Source organism: Paenibacillus sp. MMO-177 (assembly GCF_037147795.1).
Classification (GTDB): domain Bacteria; phylum Bacillota; class Bacilli; order Paenibacillales; family Paenibacillaceae; genus Pristimantibacillus.
This window is the reverse complement of the sequence record NZ_JBBCUR010000002.1, coordinates 1,081,175-1,099,099: the sequence shown is the minus strand read 5'-3', so window position 1 is coordinate 1,099,099 and position 17,925 is coordinate 1,081,175. Positions and strand designations below refer to the sequence as shown.

Below are 17,925 nucleotides of genomic sequence, written 5' to 3'. Positions count from 1 at the left end.
TGTGTGCAAGGAAAGAAAATTAGACAAAATGGAGTGGATTATTAGTTATGCAAGCAAGAGAAAACATCCGGAATATTGCGATTATCGCCCACGTAGACCACGGCAAAACGACTCTGGTCGATAAGCTGCTGCAGCAGTCAGGTACATTCAGAGAACATGAGGCTGTTCAGGAGCGCGCAATGGATTCCAACGACTTGGAACGCGAACGCGGTATTACCATCCTGGCGAAAAATACGGCGATTACTTATAAAGACTACCTGATTAATATCGTCGATACACCTGGACACGCGGACTTTGGCGGTGAAGTAGAACGGATTATGAAGATGGTTGACGGCGTATTGCTCGTTGTCGATGCGTTTGAAGGCTGCATGCCGCAAACAAAATTCGTATTGCGGAAAGCACTCGAGAGCAACCTTACGCCAATTGTTGTCGTTAATAAAATTGACCGTCCGAATGCCCGCCCTACGGAAGTTATTGATGAAGTGCTCGACCTGTTCATCGAGCTTGGCGCGAATGACGATCAGCTGGAGTTCCCGGTTGTGTATGCTTCCGCATTGATGGGTACTTCAAGCCTTGATCCAGAGAAGCAAGATGACAACATGCAGGCTTTGTACGAAACGATCGTAAGCCACATCCCTCATCCAACCGAAACGGTTGATGAGCCGCTTCAATATCTTGTAACCTTGCTTGACTACAATGAATATCTGGGCCGCATCGCGGTTGGCCGCGTAAACCGCGGTATCGTTCGTCAAGGACAATCCGTTGCGGTTATCAACCGCGAGGGTGCCGTGAAGCAAGCCCGCATCGAGAAGCTGTTTGGCTTCCAGGGTCTGAAGCGCATTGAGATTGAAGAAGCAGGCGCAGGCGACATCGTTGCAATTGCTGGTATTAAAGACATTAATATCGGCGAGACCATTGCCGATCCTTCCAAACCGGAAGCTTTGCCGGTTCTGAAGATTGACGAGCCTACGCTGCAAATGACGTTCCTTGTCAACAACTCTCCGTTCGCGGGCCGCGAAGGCAAATGGGTTACTTCCCGTAAGCTTCGCGAGCGTCTGTTCAAGGAGCTTGAGACGGACGTTGCGCTGCGCGTTGAAGAGACGGAAAGCCCAGACGCCTTTATCGTGTCGGGCCGCGGCGAGCTTCACCTCGGCATTCTGATCGAGAATATGCGCCGCGAAGGTTTCGAGCTTCAAGTATCGAAGCCGGAAGTAATCGTTAAGGAAATTGACGGCGTGAAGTCCGAGCCGTACGAGCGCCTTTTGATTGACGTTCCGGAAGACAGCATGGGCGCCGTTATGGAGAGCCTTGGAACACGCAAAGCCGAAATGGTGAACATGATCAACAACGGCAACGGCCAAGTTCGTCTGGAATTCATTATTCCCGCACGCGGTTTGATCGGCTACCGTACTTCGTTCCTGACTTTGACACGCGGCTATGGCATTATGAACCATGCATTCGACAGCTACGGTCCATTGGCAGCTGGAGTTGGCGGACGTCACCAGGGCGTTCTCGTATCGAGCGAGACAGGAACATCGACCTTCTACGGCATGCTGGGTGTAGAAGACCGCGGTATTCAATTTGTTGAGCCAGGCACCGAAATTTACGAAGGCATGATCGTTGGCGAGCATACCCGCGATAACGACATCATTGTAAACATCTGTAAAGAGAAGGCACTGACTAACGTGCGTTCCGCCGGTAAAGATGATACCGTTAAGCTCAAAACGCCTCGTCTGTTCTCCCTTGAGCAAGCGCTCGAGTATCTGAACGACGACGAGTATTGCGAAATTACGCCGAAATCGATTCGTCTGCGTAAAAAAATCTTGAATAAGAGCGAGCGCGAGCGTGCCGAGAAGCACCGCAAAATGGCGCAAGCAAACGCATAATCACCTGGCAGGCATAAGGGGGTCACGGCATGCAGCAATGGTTGAGCGACCATCACGCCGTATCGTATTTGCTTATTCTTGGATTTACGATTTATATCTTCAACAAAGTGTTCAGGGCTAACAATCAGAAGCTTCCGATCCTGAAAGAGGTTCTTGTCTACATCCTGATGGCCATCGGCTCGTTTGTGCTGATGGTCCTGCAGGTCGACAAGCTTCCTATTATTCAATGTATGGGAATTGCCGTGCTGATGATGCTTATGCTTCGCGGCCGGCAGATCTACGACAAATGGAAAAATAACCGGGCCGAGAGCGGCGCCGTAAAGGAAGCTGATTCGGGCAAATGACCTTTGATGATGCCTTGTTCAACTGGCTGCAGATTCATATCGTAGCCGAAGACCGGCCGGATGATCGGGCGGCACTGGATACCCGTGACTTTTTCGCGCAAATTTTGTCGGAAGATCACGGGGTTGCCGGTCCGCATATTTCGGCAACGGATGCGACTATGGTTCATGTCAAATATGAGCGCAACGGACGCACAAAGCTGCAAATGTATCCGCGGGAGGCTGCCGAGCAGCTTCTCGTTGATATCCGGTCCAATCCGAAATATAACTGACATAAAGGTGATGATCTCATGACGCAAGGCTCGGCTGAACTGCCCTCCCGTAGAGCAAATGCCAAGACCGCTCCTAGATCGCCTAAGAAACCGAAGAAAAGACGCGTGTGGAAAGTCGTATTACTGCTATTATTAGCTGTTATTTTGATTATCGTGGCGTACTTCGGATTTTTGGCTAGCAAGGCGAACAATGCGATTCAGCAAATTGGCACAGTATCAAACGATGACGTAAAGATTCCGAGTTCGGAATCCGTCAAGAAGAAAGCAGTCGGAATGGTGTTGCTGGGCCTCGACACAAGGGCCAAGGGCGGCGGCATGAACACCGACGTCATGATGGTGGCCGTCTTTAATCCGAATACCAAATCGGCTACGGTCATTTCGATTCCGCGCGACTCCTTGCTGCAGCTGGAGGGATATGGGGAGCGTAAGGCGAATGCCAACTATGCTACGTTCTTCAGCCAAGCCCGTTCCGAGAAAGGAATGGACAAGGAAGCGGCCGAAGAGGATGCAAAACGCGCGATTCGGGATATGCTGGGCAAATTTTTTGGCGTAGATCTGAAATATACGGCGGTTGTTAACTTCAAAGGTTTCGAGGACGTTGTTGACGCGCTTGGCGGTATTGAAGTGGACGTCGATATGGATATGAAATACGTCGATAATTATGACGGCACCAACATCAATCTGAAGAAGGGTTTCCAGAAGCTTAACGGAGACCAAGCGCTTGACTTTGTCCGTTACCGGAAATCCAATGACGGCAAAAACATGTCCAGCGATTTCGACCGCAACAAGCGCGAGAGCGAAGTTGTAGCGAAGATTGTGGACAAGATGAAATCGCTGAGCGGAATTACGAAAATGGGCGAAGTTATCGACGCTGTCGGCGACAACATGGAAATCGATATGCCGCCGAAGGAAATTCAGAACCTGATGAAGACGTATTTCGGCATTAGCAGCTCGGATGTTCAGTTTATTCCGCTGGAGGGCGTATGGAAAAGCCCTTACGTCTACCTGGATGAGGCCAAGCTGAGCGAAGCTCGCGCCGCATTGCAAGCAAAAATGGCTGAATAACCATAGACTGGCGGTTCTTTTACCGCTATAATGGGTGTACGGATATGAATTCCTTTCAAGAGGAGGTCATGCGGATGCCCAACGCCGTAACCGCGACATTCACACTTAAAAGAAGAAGCGGGGATAAGCGCTCTGGAAAATTCTTGAGCCTGGCGGTTGACGACTGCATCTGTGTGCCGATCTCGGCATGTATCCGGATGGAACCGAATAAACTGATGACAGGCTTGTCCGAAGGGGCACACTGTCGTAAGGAAAGCCTAGTGATTTGATCACTAGGCTTTTTGTGTCTTATGGCGCGGTATACAAGCTAATGAAGATTGTGTAAATTGTTTACCCGCTGTTGTACTTCCGGATCCTGCGGCATAACCTCTCGAGGGATCTGCGGTACGATACGGCCGATAATGTCAGCCATCTCTTCGGCAAAGCCGCTGATCGGCCTGCCGCGCCGGATATCCGCACCGATTTCGTTCAGCCGCTGTGACAAATCCATATCGGCTGTTACGATAGCATCAATGCCGTAGGGATCTTTATGGAAAGCTTCGGCGACGGAATATTTGATTGTGCCTACTCTGGAGCGATCAAGCTTGCTGTCGACATCGATCCCCACCACGGCGGTGTTTCCGAGTACCACGCAGTGCGCATTCGTAACACCTTTGATGCCCATGGCCAGCTGTTCCAAATGCCTGGAGACTTGCTCAGGATTCGTAATTTCTTTCTTCTGAGGATTTGTCTGCTGTGCGTGAACGGAGCCATTATTTTGAGGAGAGGGTGATGTTTTGTTTCGAGCGACGGTGCCGCAGCCAGCCGTAATTGCCGCAATAGCGATCGCCGCAATAAGTTTCCGGTACATTGTTGATTCCACCTCTTTTATCTTGTTGCACATCGTCTAATCAGAATGTAGTGTACCCGCAGCCAAGTATGGCTATGTATGTCTATCTATTGAATGACCGACGCCGGGAGGGTTCTCATGAAAAAAATATTCGTGCTCGACACTAATGTGCTGCTTCATGATCCGCAATCGCTCTTTGCCTTCGATGATAACGAAGTCATCATTCCCGCGGTGGTGCTCGAAGAAATCGACTCCAAGAAGAGGCTGGCAGACGAACTAGGGCGCAATGCGCGTTCCATATCCCGGTTGCTTGATGGTATGCGTGTGGAAGGGCATCTACACGAGGGCATAACGCTTCCTAACGGCGGACTGTTAAAGGTGGAGCTTAATCATCGGAGTTTCATGCGCGTGCAAGAGATGTTTGGAGAAATGACCAATGACAACCGAATTCTTGCGGTCGCGCTCAACTATCACTTGGAACAGCTGGAGAATGAACAATCCAGCACTGTCGTTCTTGTAAGCAAAGATGTGCTGGTCCGAATCAAAGCGGATGTGCTGGGCCTGAAAGCCCAGGATTATTTGTCCGACCGGACCGTGTCCACGACTGATTTTTATGCCGGCTACGAGACCTTGTTCGTCCATCCGTCTGTTATCGATGAATTTTATACGTACCGGTTCCTGACGGTCAAAAGCTTGCAGCATATCGCCAGGCTGAAGCCAAACGAATTCGTGATCCTGCGGGATGAGATGGGAACCTCCAAATCCGCTCTGCTGAAGGTCAGCCAGGATGGCGTACGCCTAGAGCCGTTGTTCTTAAGCAATGATCCGATCTGGGGAATTACGGCCCGTAACGCCCAGCAGCGCATGGCTCTTGAGCTGCTGCTCAACGACGAAATCCCGCTTGTCACTCTGACCGGCAAAGCCGGCACGGGCAAGACGCTGCTCGCGCTTGCCGCAGGCCTCTTGAAGGTGGAGGATGAGCATAAATACAAAAAACTGCTGATTGCCCGTCCGGTCGTACCGATGGGCAAGGATATCGGTTATCTGCCGGGCGAGAAGGAAGAGAAGCTGCGCCCATGGATGCAGCCGATCTACGACAATCTGGAGTACCTGTTTGATACCAAAAAATCCGGCGACATCGATAAAATATTGATGGGACTCGGAAGCATACAGGTCGAAGCGCTGACTTATATCCGCGGCCGCTCGATTCCGGGTCAGTTTATCATTATCGACGAAGCTCAAAACTTAACGAAGCATGAAGTCAAAACGATTGTCTCCCGCGTAGGGGAGGGCAGCAAAATCGTTCTGATGGGCGATCCGGAGCAGATCGACCATCCTTATCTCGACGCCGTGAGCAACGGGCTTACGCACATCGTAGAGCATTTCAAGAGCGAAGGGATCAGCGGTCACATCACCCTGGAAAAAGGCGAGCGTTCCAAGCTCGCTCAGCTCGCAGCGGATTTGTTATAATCTTTAAAAATGTAGCGGTGCCGGGAAAATCCCAGCACCGCTTCTATGCGGTTTAAAGGCAAAGGTTAATAGGACAAACGGAGTATTTGAATGATTCTGGAGAAACGTAGTGGTCGCTTTTGCTCGGGGATTCCTTCCTTGTCATTGTGGATGAGAGGAATCCCCGAGCAATGGCGATCGAAAGAACATTCAAATACGCAGTTTGCCTCATTAACCTATAGGCCGGGGGGGATAAAGTCCTAGACTTGTTTGGACAACTCTGCGTTTTATTGCTATGATAGGTTTTAATAGACTAGAGTGCGGGGGCTTAAGACATATCGGAAAGGGAGAAGTGTGTGGCTACAAGGAGATTCGTAATGATCCTTGCAGGAGCAGTGTTGTTGTCCGTTATTTTGCTTATTCCCAACATGGACCCGCATAAGCCGGCATCATCCGGCGGCAGCTCCCATGACTCAAACACTGGACCCGTCGCTAACGAGCTTGATGACGAACCGGTGGAATCCATTGTTGTAACCGTTTTCATGCCGCCTGAGCAATTTGCTTATTTAGAAGAGGCAAATGAACGATTCAGATTCAAATATCCCAACATCCATGTAGAGCTGATGAATATCGAATCGAAGGAAGAGGCTTATGCGACCTGGAAGCAGGATCTTTTGCTTGGCTCTTCTTCCGATATTATGCTGATGGACAGCGGCTGGGTAAGAGAGTTTGCCGTCATGGGCCTGCTTAAGCCCGTTGACAGCGTCAATACGGCAAGCACTTTGTCCGACCAGCCGGCGAAGCTGCTTGCTCCGCTCAAGTGGAACAGCTATCTCTGGGGTATTCCTTTTGATGCGGACCCATTCATCCTTGTGTGGAATAAGGCCATGTTGACTGAACAGAACATGAGCGATCCTCCTAAGGATTGGACAAGCTTCCTGCAGCTCGCGGACCGCCTATCGGCTCGTGGGGCTTCGCCGGAGTCCTTGCTATATTTGCCTGCGGATTTCAGCGGAACGGCAGCTTGGCTGGATGCCTGGAGCAGCGCGGACAAACGCGGAGCGGCTGCCTTAATCCTGAATGAAGAGTCTGCTAACCGTCTAAAGGAGACGGCTTCTTTGACGGTTCCGTCAATAGCCGTAAACAACCGCTTGCTTGGCACAGAGATGGATAATCAACGTGTGCTTGTCTCGGTTGTACGGTGGTCGGATTATAAAGGACTTTCGCAATCGGAGCAGGATAAGCTGTTAATCGACAAGATCAAGCTACGCAACTTGTGGCTCGGGAGCCGCAGCTTTGTGGTCTCGGCAAATACGGATCGGACAGTGGCGGCGTTCACCTGGATTAAAGAGATGACGAGCGTGACCGAGCAGGGGCGTAATTATGAACGCCTTGGCAAACTGCCTGCGAAAAATTCGATATACGAAATAGGCGGATATTCGGGCTCAACGGCCCAATATCCGCCTACATGGTGGTTGTCTTTACTGAATGATGAGCCTATCGGAGAACCTCCTGCTCCGAACTGGCATAAGGAATGGAGCCATTGGGAAGCTTTATGGCAGCTCTATACGAGCGGGTCAGCAGACATTACCGCCTTTATCCAATCGGTTACAGCTTCATCTTCAAATAAACAATAAGTTCCTTTTCTTTCATTTCAACCGATTTAGCTTGTATGAATTTAATGATGTCGCCAGGATAAAAGCCGAGATCAAATTTATTCTCAAGCGCTTTCCGTGTCGTATCCGGCAGCGCAAACCCGTTGAACAACAGCTCATCGACATGGAATACAATGCCGTTCTTCGGCTTTTCTTCCACAGTGTAATGGCCGGAGACGGCAATCTCCATGTTATCGTGCTTGCCTGACGCGATTACTTTGCCGTCTTCAAAGCGGAAGGAGAAATCGTTAAATCGTTTATCCTGCTCCCTGAGGAAAGTGTTCAAAGCGTCTTCCGGAATATGAATCGTATAATTAAACCCGTTTATTTCCAGGTACTGCTTGTTGTCCTCAATCCAGCTAGGCAGCTTGTTCATCGCTTCGGACAAAGCGCCGAAATACTGCTCTACTTCTTTAAGTCCGGCCGATTCCCAATAATTCGTCAGCTCCTGCATCAGCAGGCGAAGCCGATCCGCATCGGAACGTCCGGCGAGCTGGCCGTCAATCTGCTGCTCCAGCTGCGCAACCCGGCTGCGCTGGGTTTGAAGCCGGCTTTCAATATCTTCAAGCTCCGTTTTTCTTCCGTCCAATTGGGCGTATTCCTCTTTCAAGCTCTTATATTCCTGCGTGTAAGAATCAAGCGTGTTCCGGTCCTGCGAAAAAATAATGTCCACATAGTCCAGCATAGCGAATAAATCGTGGATCGAATTGAAGGAAAGAACCGCGCGCAGCAGAATTTCGCGTTCGCCCATATAATAAGCGCGAAGCACTTTTCCGGCTTCTTCACGCTTCTCCTTGATTTCCTGCTCACGCTGCGCAATCCGTTTGTCGGTGACGGACATGTCGCCTGCAACCTTCTCTTTTTCTGCTTGTATGCGTGCAATTTCTTTGTCTATCTCAACGATAGACAAGCTCTTCTCTAAAATTTGATTAACCTGCTCGTCCTCCGTTAATTGAGGTTCGGCCATGACGGGGAGCTTGCACATGGCAAGCATAAGAACGATAAGAAGGATAAAGAGCCATCTGCCTCGAACATAAATGCGATGGAATGCCACCAGCCGCCTCCTTTCTTACGTTGCTAGGCCTGTACAGCTAACATTGTATGCGACGGTTCCATTTATTATATCTTATAAGCGGGAGTTGAGCAGGTGAAAATAGGCAAAAAATCGTTGATCAACCGGATTTCGGATGAGATAGCCGGAATGCCTGCGGTCGGCTGGCGGGCGGGCAGCAAGGACTCTTCAGACCTTCGCTGCATAACGTTCAAACAATATATGAGTTTATGTTTATATGACAAGAATGACGGCTATTACCGCTCAGGACCTGTGCGAGTGGGGCGGGAAGGCGATTTTTACACCAGCTCTGCCGTAGGTGCCGTGATGGCGCATTGCTTGACGAATTATGTGTATGACTACGCGGTCCAGGCTATAGGGGGAGATATTCAGCTCGTGGAATGGGGAGCGGGGACCGGGCGGCTGACGATGCAAATGCAAGAAGCCTGGCAAGCCAAAGCAGAATCCTCCGCGCTTCAATGCCGGCCTGTTCTGGTTGACGATCATCCGGGCCACTTGGAAGAAGCGAAGCGGGCATTGGGCTCAAATGCAAGCGGTACCGCGTTATTCCTGTCTTCTGACGAAGCCATGCAAAGCGGTGGACATTGGCAGGAGCTTCCTGCGGTTGTGCTCGCCAATGAGCTGCTGGATGCGTTTCCGGTGCATCGGGTGACGATGGAGCAGGGGGAGCTTGTTGAGCTTGGCGTGACCGGTAATGCGGAAGACGGCTTTTACGAGGTGCATATGCCGCTCTCGGATGATCGGATTGCTGCAGCAATGCAAAGAGACGGGATTCGGATAATGGAAGGACAACAGACGGAGATTAACCTTGATGCGGAACAATGGCTTGCCGGGCTGGCCGAAGCGATGGGAAAGGGGCGAGTCATCATCATCGATTACGGTCATGAGGCAGAGGAATATACGGCGGGGCACCGCATGAAGGGGACTTTGCTGTGCTATTCGGATCATACCGCGTCCGACGAGCCCTACCTTCGGATCGGGGAGCAGGATATAACGGCGCATGTGCCGTTTACATCGCTCTGCCATGCCGCTGAAGCCGGAGGTTGGCGAATTGCCTATTATGGTACCCAGAAGCAATTTCTGATTGATCACGGGGCTTTTGAGCTCCTGCAAAACCATGCGGAAACCGATCCGTTCGGCCAAGCGGCAAGAACGAACCGGGCGGTTCGTCAGCTGCTGCTGAGCGACGGAATGAGCGAGACGTTTAAGGTACTCGTGCTGGATAAATGAAAAAAGGTGCGGCTCCTCAGGAGCCGCACCTTTTTTGTCGTTCGCAAACTTTAGAATGGGTTGCCCATCTTGAATACGGTCCAGTAAGTAAAGCCTACAAACGAAATAACCATATATCCCCAGAACATGAGTATGTATGTTCGTTCGCTAAATTTGAGATAACCCAGGAAAACGAAAGCTACCGCTTGTGCAAAAAACAGAAGTGCGAATTCAGTCATGTGACCTGCGAAGGCCATCAAGCCGATCACAAGAGTCCAAAAACCGAGTACCCGATACATGCGTGCCATGAAACCATCCCCCCTTCGCTCTGACCCGAATTTCTATTGTACATTATAACGGTTGAATTTGGCAGTGTAAACAAGCAAGTACGAACAAAATCAACTATTTTGTGTAAATTGAAAGCGTTACGATATCAGTTTGCTCGTTAATCGGATGAATTATGTATGAGCTTTTTGAAATTTGGTTATACAAATTAGTATCCGATAGATTCTATGAACTCTACCAAGGGCATAGAGATAAAGTAAGCGCCTTTACGTAAGGAGGTTTTGGTCGCATGACAGCAGTCAGACAAGATGCGTGGAGTCCCGACGACGATCTTATACTCGCCGAAGTTACACTACGCCATATTCGCGAAGGTAGTACCCAGCTAGCGGCATTTGAAGAGGTAGGGGAACGTATAGGACGGACTTCTGCCGCTTGCGGATTCCGCTGGAACAGCTGTGTCCGCAAACGTTATGAAGAAGCGATTCAAATCGCCAAGCAGCAGCGCCAGAAGCGCAATTATTTGAAAAAACAGGCGATCGTCGCAACCCCTCATGTCTCTTCTATTGCCGTTTACGATGCAGAAGAAAGAGCATTTAACGCTAATGCGGTAACGACGGAAGAAGGTTTATCCGTTGATTCCATTATTCGTTTTCTTAGACAGTTCAAGACCACTTATCAGGATGTAAGCCGTCAGATCAAGTCCTTTGAAAAAGAGCTGAAGGAAAAGGACGATGAAATCGACCGTTTGCGCGAAGAGAATGAAAGATTGTCTAGAGAAGTAAATAATGTTCAAACCGATTACCGGGCCGTCAATGATGATTATAAAACATTGATTCAAATTATGGACCGGGCACGCCGTCTGGCGGTGTTGACGCATGAAGAGGAAGCAAAGCCTCGCTTTAAAATGGATGCAAACGGAAATTTGGAACGAATTGAATAGGTGAGTGCCCCGCCTGTCGATGTACGGCGGGGTGTTCGCTTTTTATCAAGAAACAAGTATGCTATATATACGAGCATACTTTTTTTTATGCCCAATACTTCTGAAGTGGTGATCCGAGTTTGAAAATACATATAGTTGGAGGCGGAGCGATTGGTCTCCTGCATGCCGGTCTGCTCGCTCAGGCGGGAGAAGACGTTACCGTGTGGACACGAACCGAGATGCAGGCGGAGCGGCTTCGGACGGAAGGCATTAGGCTCGAAATGCTGAATGGGATTATACGGGATATAGGAGTGAACAGCCATTCTCTTGCAAGCCTTGAGGCCTCTCAAGCGGGACAAGCTCGAATGGATGCCGGGCAATCCGAGGCCTGGATCATTTTGACGGTCAAGCAAAGCCATATCGACGAACGGCTGCTGCGTCAGCTTCAGAAGCTTGGCGGAAGGCAAACGGCGCTATTATGCCTTCAGAACGGAATCGGCCATATGGAAAAGCTGGCTGCCGCTCTGCCTGGCGCTTTCCTCTATGCGGGCGTCACTTCCGTTGGAGCCAGACGGCTGGACGATGCCCGCCAGGTGAGGCATACAGGGGACGGTCCTTTATGGTTTGGACCATATACGGAAGACAAAAAGGACGATAATCTCCAAAATTTGTTGCTAAATATACTGAAATCGGCAGGATTACGTGCGGGTTTGTCGAATGAGATGAAGGACCGGATTTACCAAAAGCTGCTTATTAATGCGGTTATTAATCCGCTTACGGCAATTTATGATACGACAAACGGGGAGCTCCCGCAGCATCCGTCGAGGCTGAAGCTGATGAGGTCCTTGTTCCAGGAAACATCTGCCATTCTTGCGGCAGACGGAATGAAGCCGGGCGTTGACGGATGGCAGCTTGTAATGCAGGTCTGCTCGGCTACGGCAGCAAACGTATCCTCCATGCTCAGCGACGTCAGAGCTGGGAGGCAGACGGAAGTCGATTGGATCAACGGCGGTGTTTCCGGGCTTGCCAGAATCCACGGTATGGCCTCTCCGTTAAATGATGCTGTTACGGCATTCGTAAAGCAGCTTCAATAAGAAAACGAGGAAAGGTGCGAATGACATGGGCTTTTTATGGGACAGCATAAAATATGTCTACGCCTATTTGGCAGTCATACCTGTCATTCCGTTTCTTCTGGTTTATTTCGGGTATGGCATGTTTTCGGACGATAGAAAAAAAGCGTTCCAGCTGGCGATGGATGTTACAACGGCGCTTCTGATCGGATGCGTGGCCGTATTGTTTGATTCCATATTTAACAGCTCATTCGGACTGTATGCCATAATTCTTTTTATGCTGCTTGGCGGCGGATTGCTGGGCAATATGCAGTTCCGCAAACGCGGGAACGTAAATGTGAAGCGGGTGTTTCGCGCCGTGTGGCGGCTGGGATTTTTTGCGATGAGCATGGCGTACTTGCTTCTGATGTTTATTGCGATCGGACAAAAAATCTTTTCCGCTTAAGTACGGCTGGCCTGTAACCAAGAGGTTGCGGGTCTTTTTTCTTTTGACGCGCGGCTTATCCTTTGTGTACAATCAAATTGTTGCTTGAATGGTTACAGTTATACAAAAATAAATGATTGATTTGGGAGGAACTGGCTGCGCTATGAATACGGAACATTATGACTTGCCAAGCGCCCAGCCTTTAACAGAGGCTTATATACATTGTACGGACGCAAATATCGATTCGCTGTACGGCTATCATGCCGGACGCGAGCAGGATTGGGCGGAGCGCCTTAAGAAACTGGAAGGGCTTGCGGGAAGCCGGGCAAACGCGGCAGAATTGGCCGAAGTGCTGCGCCAATACAACAGTCCGTACACAACGCCGGAAGTGGACGCTTCCATTCGCGCTATTGCGGAAGGCGCACCGGTTGTTATCGGCGGACAGCAAGCCGGCTTGTGGTCAGGAGCGCTGCTTGTGATACATAAAGCGGTCTCCATCGTCAGCGGGGCTAAATGGGCTTCGGAGAAGCTGGGCCGCACGGTTGTGCCGGTCTTCTGGATTGCCGGCGAGGATCATGATTGGGATGAAGCGAATCATACTTACGTGCTGAATGCGGAGCATGAGCTGCGCAAGCTGATCGTGCAGCGTCCTGAAGGTCCAAGAACATCCGTCAGCCGTACGGCTGTGGATACGGACAGCTGGAACGCGCTGCTGGAAGAGCTCGAGCAGACGCTTCCGCATTCCGACTTTAAGCCTGGGCTTCTGGAGCAGCTAAGGCAAATTGCAGGTCAATCCCGGTCGTTATCGGACATGTTCGCCGGCATTCTGGCCTTTTTGTTCGGCAAGGAAGGACTCGTGCTGCTGGATGCGGATGATCCTAAACTCCGTAAACTCGAAGCTCCGATGTTCCGCCGGATGATCGAGGAGAACGATGAGCTGGAAGCGGCTTATAAATCCGCGGCGGAGAAAGTGAAATCGCTTGGCTACCAGTTGCAGGCGGATGTAGTCGACGGAAGCGCGAACCTGTTTGTGTTTAACCCGGCTAGCGGAGATGAGCGGACTTTGCTGCACAAGCGGGAAGGGCAGTTCCAGGACCGGAAGGCGACCGCTTTCTGGACGAAGGAGCAGCTGCTTCAGCTGGCGGAGGAGCAGCCATCCCAGCTCAGCAATAACGTGCTCACGAGACCGATTATGCAGGATTATTTGTTCCCGGTACTTGGTACCGTCCTGGGTCCGGGCGAAATAGCTTATTGGGCATTAACCGGCGAAGCTTTCCGTAAGCTAGGAATGGAAATGCCGATTATTGTGCCGCGGATGTCTTTCACCCTTGTAGAAGGTACCATTGCGAAGCATATGCTGAAGTATGAGCTGTCTTTCGAGGATGTGGCCAAACGATTCGAAGACCGCAAGCAAGCGTGGCTGTCCGAGCAGGACCAGCTTTCCATCGAAGAGCGGTTCCAAGAGGTGAAGCAGTCGTTTATTGCGATGTATGGACCGCTGCTTGAGCTTGCCGGTTCCATACAGCCTGGTCTGCTGAAGCTGGGCGAGACGAACCGCCAGAAGATTGTTGAACAGATCGAATATTTGGAATCGAAAACGAAGGATGCATTCCATAAGCAATACGACGCATCGATACGTCAGCTTGACCGCATCGCGCTTTCGCTCTGGCCGAGCGGCAAACCGCAGGAGAGAGTCATCAACATGACCGGCTATTGGAACCGATACGGCTCCGCTTGGCTGGAGAAGCTGCTCGAGCTTCCGTTCAGCCCAACAGGCGGACATCAGCTTGTCTATTTGTGATGTGAGTAAACCTTTCTCGAGGTAATTCGAAGATGGGCGACCGCGTTTAGAGGTAGGTTTAATCGCCAAATAGAACTTCAATTTTTCGATTGTCTTGAAACTTGTAAGTTCTATTGTGGTAAGAATGTTGTAGGAGGCAATTAAAAAGCATGAGTACATTGGAAAAAAGCATTATCCGCGATATCGCCCTTGCACCGGAAGGGCATTTGAAAATCGACTGGGCAAGCGCGCATATGCCGGTTTTGAACCGGATCCGAGAGCAATTCGAGAAGGATCTGCCTTTTAAAGGCCTGAAGGTTACCATTTCGCTCCACCTGGAAGCCAAAACCGCTTATCTTGCGAAGGTGGTAAAAGCAGGCGGCGCCGACGTGACCATTACGGGCAGCAACCCGTTGTCCACGCAGGACGATATTTGCGCGGCTCTTGTGGAAGACGGCATTACGGTGTTTGCCAAATACAATCCGGAGCCGGAAGAGTACAAGGAGCTGCTTGTCAAATCGCTTGAGACCAAGCCGGATTTGATTATCGATGACGGCGGCGACCTGGTTACGATTCTGCATACCGAACGTCCGGATCTCCGCGAGAACCTTCGCGGCGGCGCAGAGGAAACAACAACGGGAATTATCCGTCTGAAGGCAATGGAGAAGGAAGGCACGCTAAGCTTCCCGATGGTTGCCGTAAACGACGCTTATTGCAAATATTTGTTCGACAACCGTTACGGTACCGGCCAATCCGTTTTTGATGGCATCAACCGGACGACAAACCTCGTTGTTGCAGGCAAAACGGTCGTTGTGGTCGGCTATGGCTGGTGCGGTAAGGGCGTTGCGATGCGTGCCAAAGGCCTTGGCGCGAACGTGGTGGTAACCGAAGTGGATGCCATCAAAGCGGTTGAGGCTTACATGGATGGCTTTACCGTTCTTCCGATGGCGGAAGCGGCCAAAGTAGGCGAATTGTTCATCACCGTAACGGGCAATAAAGACTGCATCCGTGCCGAGCATTACGAAGTCATGAAAAATGGCGCGATTCTCTCGAACGCCGGCCACTTCGACGTGGAGTTCAACAAGCCGGAACTTGCGGCGATGTCGACGCATATCCGCACCGTACGCCGCAATATCGAAGAATATAAGCTGAAGGACGGCCGCAGCATTTATGTGCTGGCTGAAGGACGTCTTGTCAACCTGGCTGCAGGCGACGGGCATCCGGCAGAGATCATGGATACCACGTTTGCCCTTCAGGCACTTGGCCTTAGGTACGTGAACGAACAATATGCGAATATCGGCAAAAAAGTCGTAAACGTACCTTACGAGCTTGACGAGCAGGTAGCGCGATTCAAGCTGGATTCGCTGAACATCAGCATCGACAAGCTTACGCCCGAGCAGGTTGCTTATCTTGACAGCTGGAAAGAAGAATAGATTTGATTTAAAAGGGACGCGCCGTTTGGCGCGTTCTTTTTTTTTTGCGGTCATGGGACTTGCGGCAATCACCGTACAATGAAACAAGAGCATGCTTACGAAGAATGAGTTGCTTCGCAATTCATTTCAGGGGGGATTGTGCAAATGAAAAGCTCCGTTGACACGATACGTCTCATGGATCGTTTCGGTGCACGCAACTATAGTCCGCTTCCTGTTGTAATCGAGAGGGCAGAGGGTGTTTGGGTGGAGGATCCGGAAGGCCGACGTTATATGGATATGCTAAGCGCTTATTCCGCGTTGAATCACGGTCACCGGCATCCCGCAATCATTCGTGCGCTTAAGGAACAGGCGGATAAGGTGACGTTGACTTCAAGGGCCTTCCATAGCGAGCAGCTTGGCCAGTTATCCAAGAAGCTGGCTGAATTTACGGGCAAGTCCAAAATCCTAGCGATGAATACGGGGGCCGAAGCGGTAGAAACAGCGTTAAAGGCAGCGCGCCGCTGGGCTTACCGGATTAAGGGGATCCCTTCCGGCCAAGCCGAAATTATCGTCTGCGAAGGCAATTTTCACGGCCGGACCATTACGATTACGTCGTTTTCCTCGGATGCGCAGTACCGTGCCGGTTTTGGGCCGTTTACGCCGGGATTTAAAATTATCCCTTACGGCGATGTCGAAGCGCTAGCCAATGCGATAACGCCGAACACGGCGGCTTTTCTTGTAGAACCGATTCAAGGCGAAGCCGGTGTGATTGTGCCGCCTGACGGTTATTTGAAGCAGGCCTATGAATTATGCAGACAGCATCATGTATTGTTTATGGCCGATGAGATACAAACGGGTTTTGGCCGGACGGGCAAGCGGTTTGCCTGCGACTGGGAAGACGTCGTTCCGGATGTGTATATATTGGGCAAGGCGCTTGGCGGAGGCGTTCTGCCTGTCTCGGCCGTTGCGGCCGGGGATGACGTGCTTGGCTTGTTCGAGCCTGGCTCGCATGGCTCAACCTTTGGCGGCAATCCTTTAGCATGCGCAGTGGCGTTGGCCGCGCTTGCGGTAATGGAAGATGAGAAGCTGGCTGAACGGTCGGAACGGCTTGGCCATTATTTCAAACAATCCCTTGAGGCGCTAAGCCATGAAGATATTATCGAAGTAAGGGGAAAAGGTTTATTTATCGGGTTGCAGCTATCCGTGCAAGCAAGGGCCTATTGCGAAGCTTTGTTTCAGATCGGACTGCTGTGCAAGGAAACCCACGAGACGGCCATCCGCTTCGCTCCGCCGTTAGTCATATCGAAGGATGAGCTCGACTGGGCGCTGGAGCGGATCAAGGAAGTGTTCCAAATATGAATAAGCTTACTTTGTTATCCGTTCCCTTTGGCCTGGGCGCCGGAATCCCCGGCAGTGAGCAGGCCCCCCGCCACATCTTTCGGCTGGGTCTTTTTCAGAAGCTTCAGCAGCAGGGCTGCACGATTCAACAGCTGAAGGAGATCATTAACGCCGGAATGCCTGCTCCTGCTATCCCGGTCGCGATGAACCATTCCGAGGAAGTCATCAAGACCGGAACCGCATTGGCCCGGGCTGTAAAAGCCGTTGTCTCTTCCGGACAGTTTCCTTTCGTTCTTGGCGGAGACCATAGTCTGGCGATGGGGACCTTAGCCGGCTTGACCTCGCATTACAAGAAGCTTGGCGTCATATGGATAGACGCGCATGCCGATATGAACACGGAGTTAACCAGCCCTTCCGGCAACATGCACGGCATTCCGCTTGCCGTCGCCCAAGGAAGGGCCCAGCTGTCTTTATCGCACTTCTTGCCGGGAGCGGGTACAATCGCTCCCGGCAATATCGTCCTTATCGGAGCGCGCGACCTGGATCCTGCGGAGGAAGCGCTTATCCAAGCCGAAGGAATTGCTTGTTTCCGCATGGCCGACATTAGACGGCTTGGGATTCATGCGGTCATCTCCGAAGCGCTCCGGCTTGCGGGAAATGCGGCTGACGGCATCCATCTGAGCTTTGATATCGACAGCGTTGACCCATCCGTTGCTCCGGGGACGGGAACGCCCGTACGGGATGGCTTAACTGCAGACGAAGCGCGGGAGGCTATCCGCCTGCTCGGGTTATCGAAACGAATGACCTCCGCCGAGTTCGTGGAGGTGAATCCTATGCTTGACCGCAAGGATCAGACCTCAATGCTTGCAATGGAGCTGATCGTGCTCTTTTTAAGCAGCATGAAAAGTTAGATATTGTA

General features: G+C 51.1%; 17 protein-coding genes. 14 read left to right on the top strand and 3 right to left on the bottom strand.

The annotated features are described in order from the left end of the window. Nucleotides 1-47 precede the first annotated feature (47 nt). Genes typA through WFK81_RS10615 form a run of 4 tightly spaced genes read left to right on the top strand, consistent with a single transcriptional unit; the run spans nt 48 to nt 3,564 of the window. On the top strand, nt 48-1,886 hold the full coding sequence (gene typA, locus WFK81_RS10630) for a translational GTPase TypA (RefSeq protein ID WP_336786359.1): 1,839 nt from the start codon (nt 48-50) through the stop codon (nt 1,884-1,886). A 29-nt stretch (nt 1,887-1,915) separates the two neighbouring features. Continuing rightward, nucleotides 1,916-2,230 carry a YlaH-like family protein gene (locus tag WFK81_RS10625; RefSeq protein WP_336786358.1) on the top strand — a complete coding sequence of 105 codons (315 nt, stop codon included), beginning with the start codon at nt 1,916-1,918 and terminating at the stop codon, nt 2,228-2,230. Beyond that, entirely contained in the window at nt 2,227-2,499 is a 273-nt protein-coding gene (locus WFK81_RS10620) for a hypothetical protein (RefSeq protein ID WP_336786357.1), read from the top strand. The genes WFK81_RS10625 and WFK81_RS10620 overlap by 4 nt, the downstream gene beginning before the upstream one ends. A gap of 18 nt (nt 2,500-2,517) precedes the next feature. Further along, nucleotides 2,518-3,564, top strand: a complete 1,047-nt coding sequence (locus tag WFK81_RS10615; RefSeq protein WP_336786356.1) for an LCP family protein — start codon at nt 2,518-2,520, stop codon at nt 3,562-3,564. Between the two features lie 307 nt (nt 3,565-3,871). Here the strand turns inward: WFK81_RS10615 and WFK81_RS10610 are convergent, their stop codons facing one another. Further along, nucleotides 3,872-4,414: a YhcN/YlaJ family sporulation lipoprotein gene (locus WFK81_RS10610; RefSeq protein ID WP_336786355.1), complete on the bottom strand. Its 543-nt coding sequence runs from the start codon at nt 4,412-4,414 to the stop codon at nt 3,872-3,874. A 117-nt stretch (nt 4,415-4,531) separates the two neighbouring features. On the opposite strand from WFK81_RS10610, the gene WFK81_RS10605 reads away from it, so the two are divergent. Together WFK81_RS10605 and WFK81_RS10600 are read left to right on the top strand one after the other, a co-directional pair. Further along, on the top strand, nt 4,532-5,863 hold the full coding sequence (locus WFK81_RS10605) for a PhoH family protein (protein ID WP_336786354.1): 1,332 nt from the start codon (nt 4,532-4,534) through the stop codon (nt 5,861-5,863). 356 nt (nt 5,864-6,219) lie between these two features. Next, on the top strand, nt 6,220-7,479 hold the full coding sequence (locus tag WFK81_RS10600; protein ID WP_336786353.1) for an extracellular solute-binding protein: 1,260 nt from the start codon (nt 6,220-6,222) through the stop codon (nt 7,477-7,479). On the opposite strand, the gene WFK81_RS10595 is transcribed toward WFK81_RS10600, so the two are convergent. Beyond that, nucleotides 7,451-8,551 (bottom strand): coiled-coil domain-containing protein, encoded by a 1,101-nt coding sequence (locus WFK81_RS10595; RefSeq protein WP_336786352.1) that lies wholly within the window; start codon nt 8,549-8,551, stop codon nt 7,451-7,453. The genes WFK81_RS10600 and WFK81_RS10595 overlap by 29 nt on opposite strands. Before the next feature lie 93 nt (nt 8,552-8,644). Here WFK81_RS10595 and WFK81_RS10590 point away from each other — a divergent pair, with 93 nt between their 5' ends. Next, nucleotides 8,645-9,799: a class I SAM-dependent methyltransferase gene (locus WFK81_RS10590; RefSeq protein ID WP_336786351.1), complete on the top strand. Its 1,155-nt coding sequence runs from the start codon at nt 8,645-8,647 to the stop codon at nt 9,797-9,799. Nucleotides 9,800-9,849: 50 nt separating this feature from the next. On the opposite strand, the gene WFK81_RS10585 is transcribed toward WFK81_RS10590, so the two are convergent. After that, the gene (locus tag WFK81_RS10585; protein ID WP_132306314.1) at nt 9,850-10,086 is read right to left on the bottom strand and encodes a DUF2626 domain-containing protein; all 237 of its coding nucleotides are present in this window, start codon (nt 10,084-10,086) and stop codon (nt 9,850-9,852) included. A 266-nt stretch (nt 10,087-10,352) separates the two neighbouring features. Here WFK81_RS10585 and WFK81_RS10580 point away from each other — a divergent pair, with 266 nt between their 5' ends. From WFK81_RS10580 to rocF, 7 genes are all read left to right on the top strand, one after another. Continuing rightward, nucleotides 10,353-11,003, top strand: a complete 651-nt coding sequence (locus tag WFK81_RS10580) for an RsfA family transcriptional regulator (RefSeq protein ID WP_336786350.1) — start codon at nt 10,353-10,355, stop codon at nt 11,001-11,003. Nucleotides 11,004-11,122: 119 nt separating this feature from the next. After that, nucleotides 11,123-12,076 carry a ketopantoate reductase family protein gene (locus tag WFK81_RS10575; RefSeq protein ID WP_336786349.1) on the top strand — a complete coding sequence of 318 codons (954 nt, stop codon included), beginning with the start codon at nt 11,123-11,125 and terminating at the stop codon, nt 12,074-12,076. Nucleotides 12,077-12,101: 25 nt separating this feature from the next. After that, entirely contained in the window at nt 12,102-12,497 is a 396-nt protein-coding gene (locus WFK81_RS10570; RefSeq protein WP_336786348.1) for a DUF3397 domain-containing protein, read from the top strand. Nucleotides 12,498-12,639: 142 nt separating this feature from the next. Then, on the top strand, nt 12,640-14,277 hold the full coding sequence (gene bshC, locus WFK81_RS10565; RefSeq protein ID WP_336786347.1) for a bacillithiol biosynthesis cysteine-adding enzyme BshC: 1,638 nt from the start codon (nt 12,640-12,642) through the stop codon (nt 14,275-14,277). A 149-nt stretch (nt 14,278-14,426) separates the two neighbouring features. After that, nucleotides 14,427-15,689, top strand: coding sequence for an adenosylhomocysteinase (locus WFK81_RS10560; protein ID WP_336786346.1), 1,263 nt, complete (start codon nt 14,427-14,429; stop codon nt 15,687-15,689). Nucleotides 15,690-15,833: 144 nt separating this feature from the next. Then, on the top strand, nt 15,834-17,027 hold the full coding sequence (locus tag WFK81_RS10555) for an ornithine--oxo-acid transaminase (RefSeq protein ID WP_336786345.1): 1,194 nt from the start codon (nt 15,834-15,836) through the stop codon (nt 17,025-17,027). Further along, nucleotides 17,024-17,917, top strand: coding sequence for an arginase (gene rocF / locus WFK81_RS10550; RefSeq protein ID WP_336786344.1), 894 nt, complete (start codon nt 17,024-17,026; stop codon nt 17,915-17,917). The genes WFK81_RS10555 and rocF overlap by 4 nt, the downstream gene beginning before the upstream one ends. Nucleotides 17,918-17,925 lie beyond the last annotated feature (8 nt).

Excerpts from the sequence above, each read along its gene's own strand:
- typA (WP_336786359.1), top strand. The coding sequence starts at position 48 with ATGCAAGCAAGAGAAAACATCCGGAATATTGCGATTATCGCCCACGTA.
- WFK81_RS10625 (WP_336786358.1), top strand. The coding sequence starts at position 1,916 with ATGCAGCAATGGTTGAGCGACCATCACGCCGTATCGTATTTGCTTATT.
- WFK81_RS10620 (WP_336786357.1), top strand. The coding sequence starts at position 2,227 with ATGACCTTTGATGATGCCTTGTTCAACTGGCTGCAGATTCATATCGTA.
- WFK81_RS10615 (WP_336786356.1), top strand. The coding sequence starts at position 2,518 with ATGACGCAAGGCTCGGCTGAACTGCCCTCCCGTAGAGCAAATGCCAAG.
- WFK81_RS10610 (WP_336786355.1), bottom strand. The coding sequence starts at position 4,414 with ATGTACCGGAAACTTATTGCGGCGATCGCTATTGCGGCAATTACGGCT.
- WFK81_RS10605 (WP_336786354.1), top strand. The coding sequence starts at position 4,532 with ATGAAAAAAATATTCGTGCTCGACACTAATGTGCTGCTTCATGATCCG.
- WFK81_RS10600 (WP_336786353.1), top strand. The coding sequence starts at position 6,220 with ATGATCCTTGCAGGAGCAGTGTTGTTGTCCGTTATTTTGCTTATTCCC.
- WFK81_RS10585 (WP_132306314.1), bottom strand. The coding sequence starts at position 10,086 with ATGGCACGCATGTATCGGGTACTCGGTTTTTGGACTCTTGTGATCGGC.
- WFK81_RS10580 (WP_336786350.1), top strand. The coding sequence starts at position 10,353 with ATGACAGCAGTCAGACAAGATGCGTGGAGTCCCGACGACGATCTTATA.
- WFK81_RS10570 (WP_336786348.1), top strand. The coding sequence starts at position 12,102 with ATGGGCTTTTTATGGGACAGCATAAAATATGTCTACGCCTATTTGGCA.
- bshC (WP_336786347.1), top strand. The coding sequence starts at position 12,640 with ATGAATACGGAACATTATGACTTGCCAAGCGCCCAGCCTTTAACAGAG.
- WFK81_RS10560 (WP_336786346.1), top strand. The coding sequence starts at position 14,427 with ATGAGTACATTGGAAAAAAGCATTATCCGCGATATCGCCCTTGCACCG.
- WFK81_RS10555 (WP_336786345.1), top strand. The coding sequence starts at position 15,834 with ATGAAAAGCTCCGTTGACACGATACGTCTCATGGATCGTTTCGGTGCA.
- rocF (WP_336786344.1), top strand. The coding sequence starts at position 17,024 with ATGAATAAGCTTACTTTGTTATCCGTTCCCTTTGGCCTGGGCGCCGGA.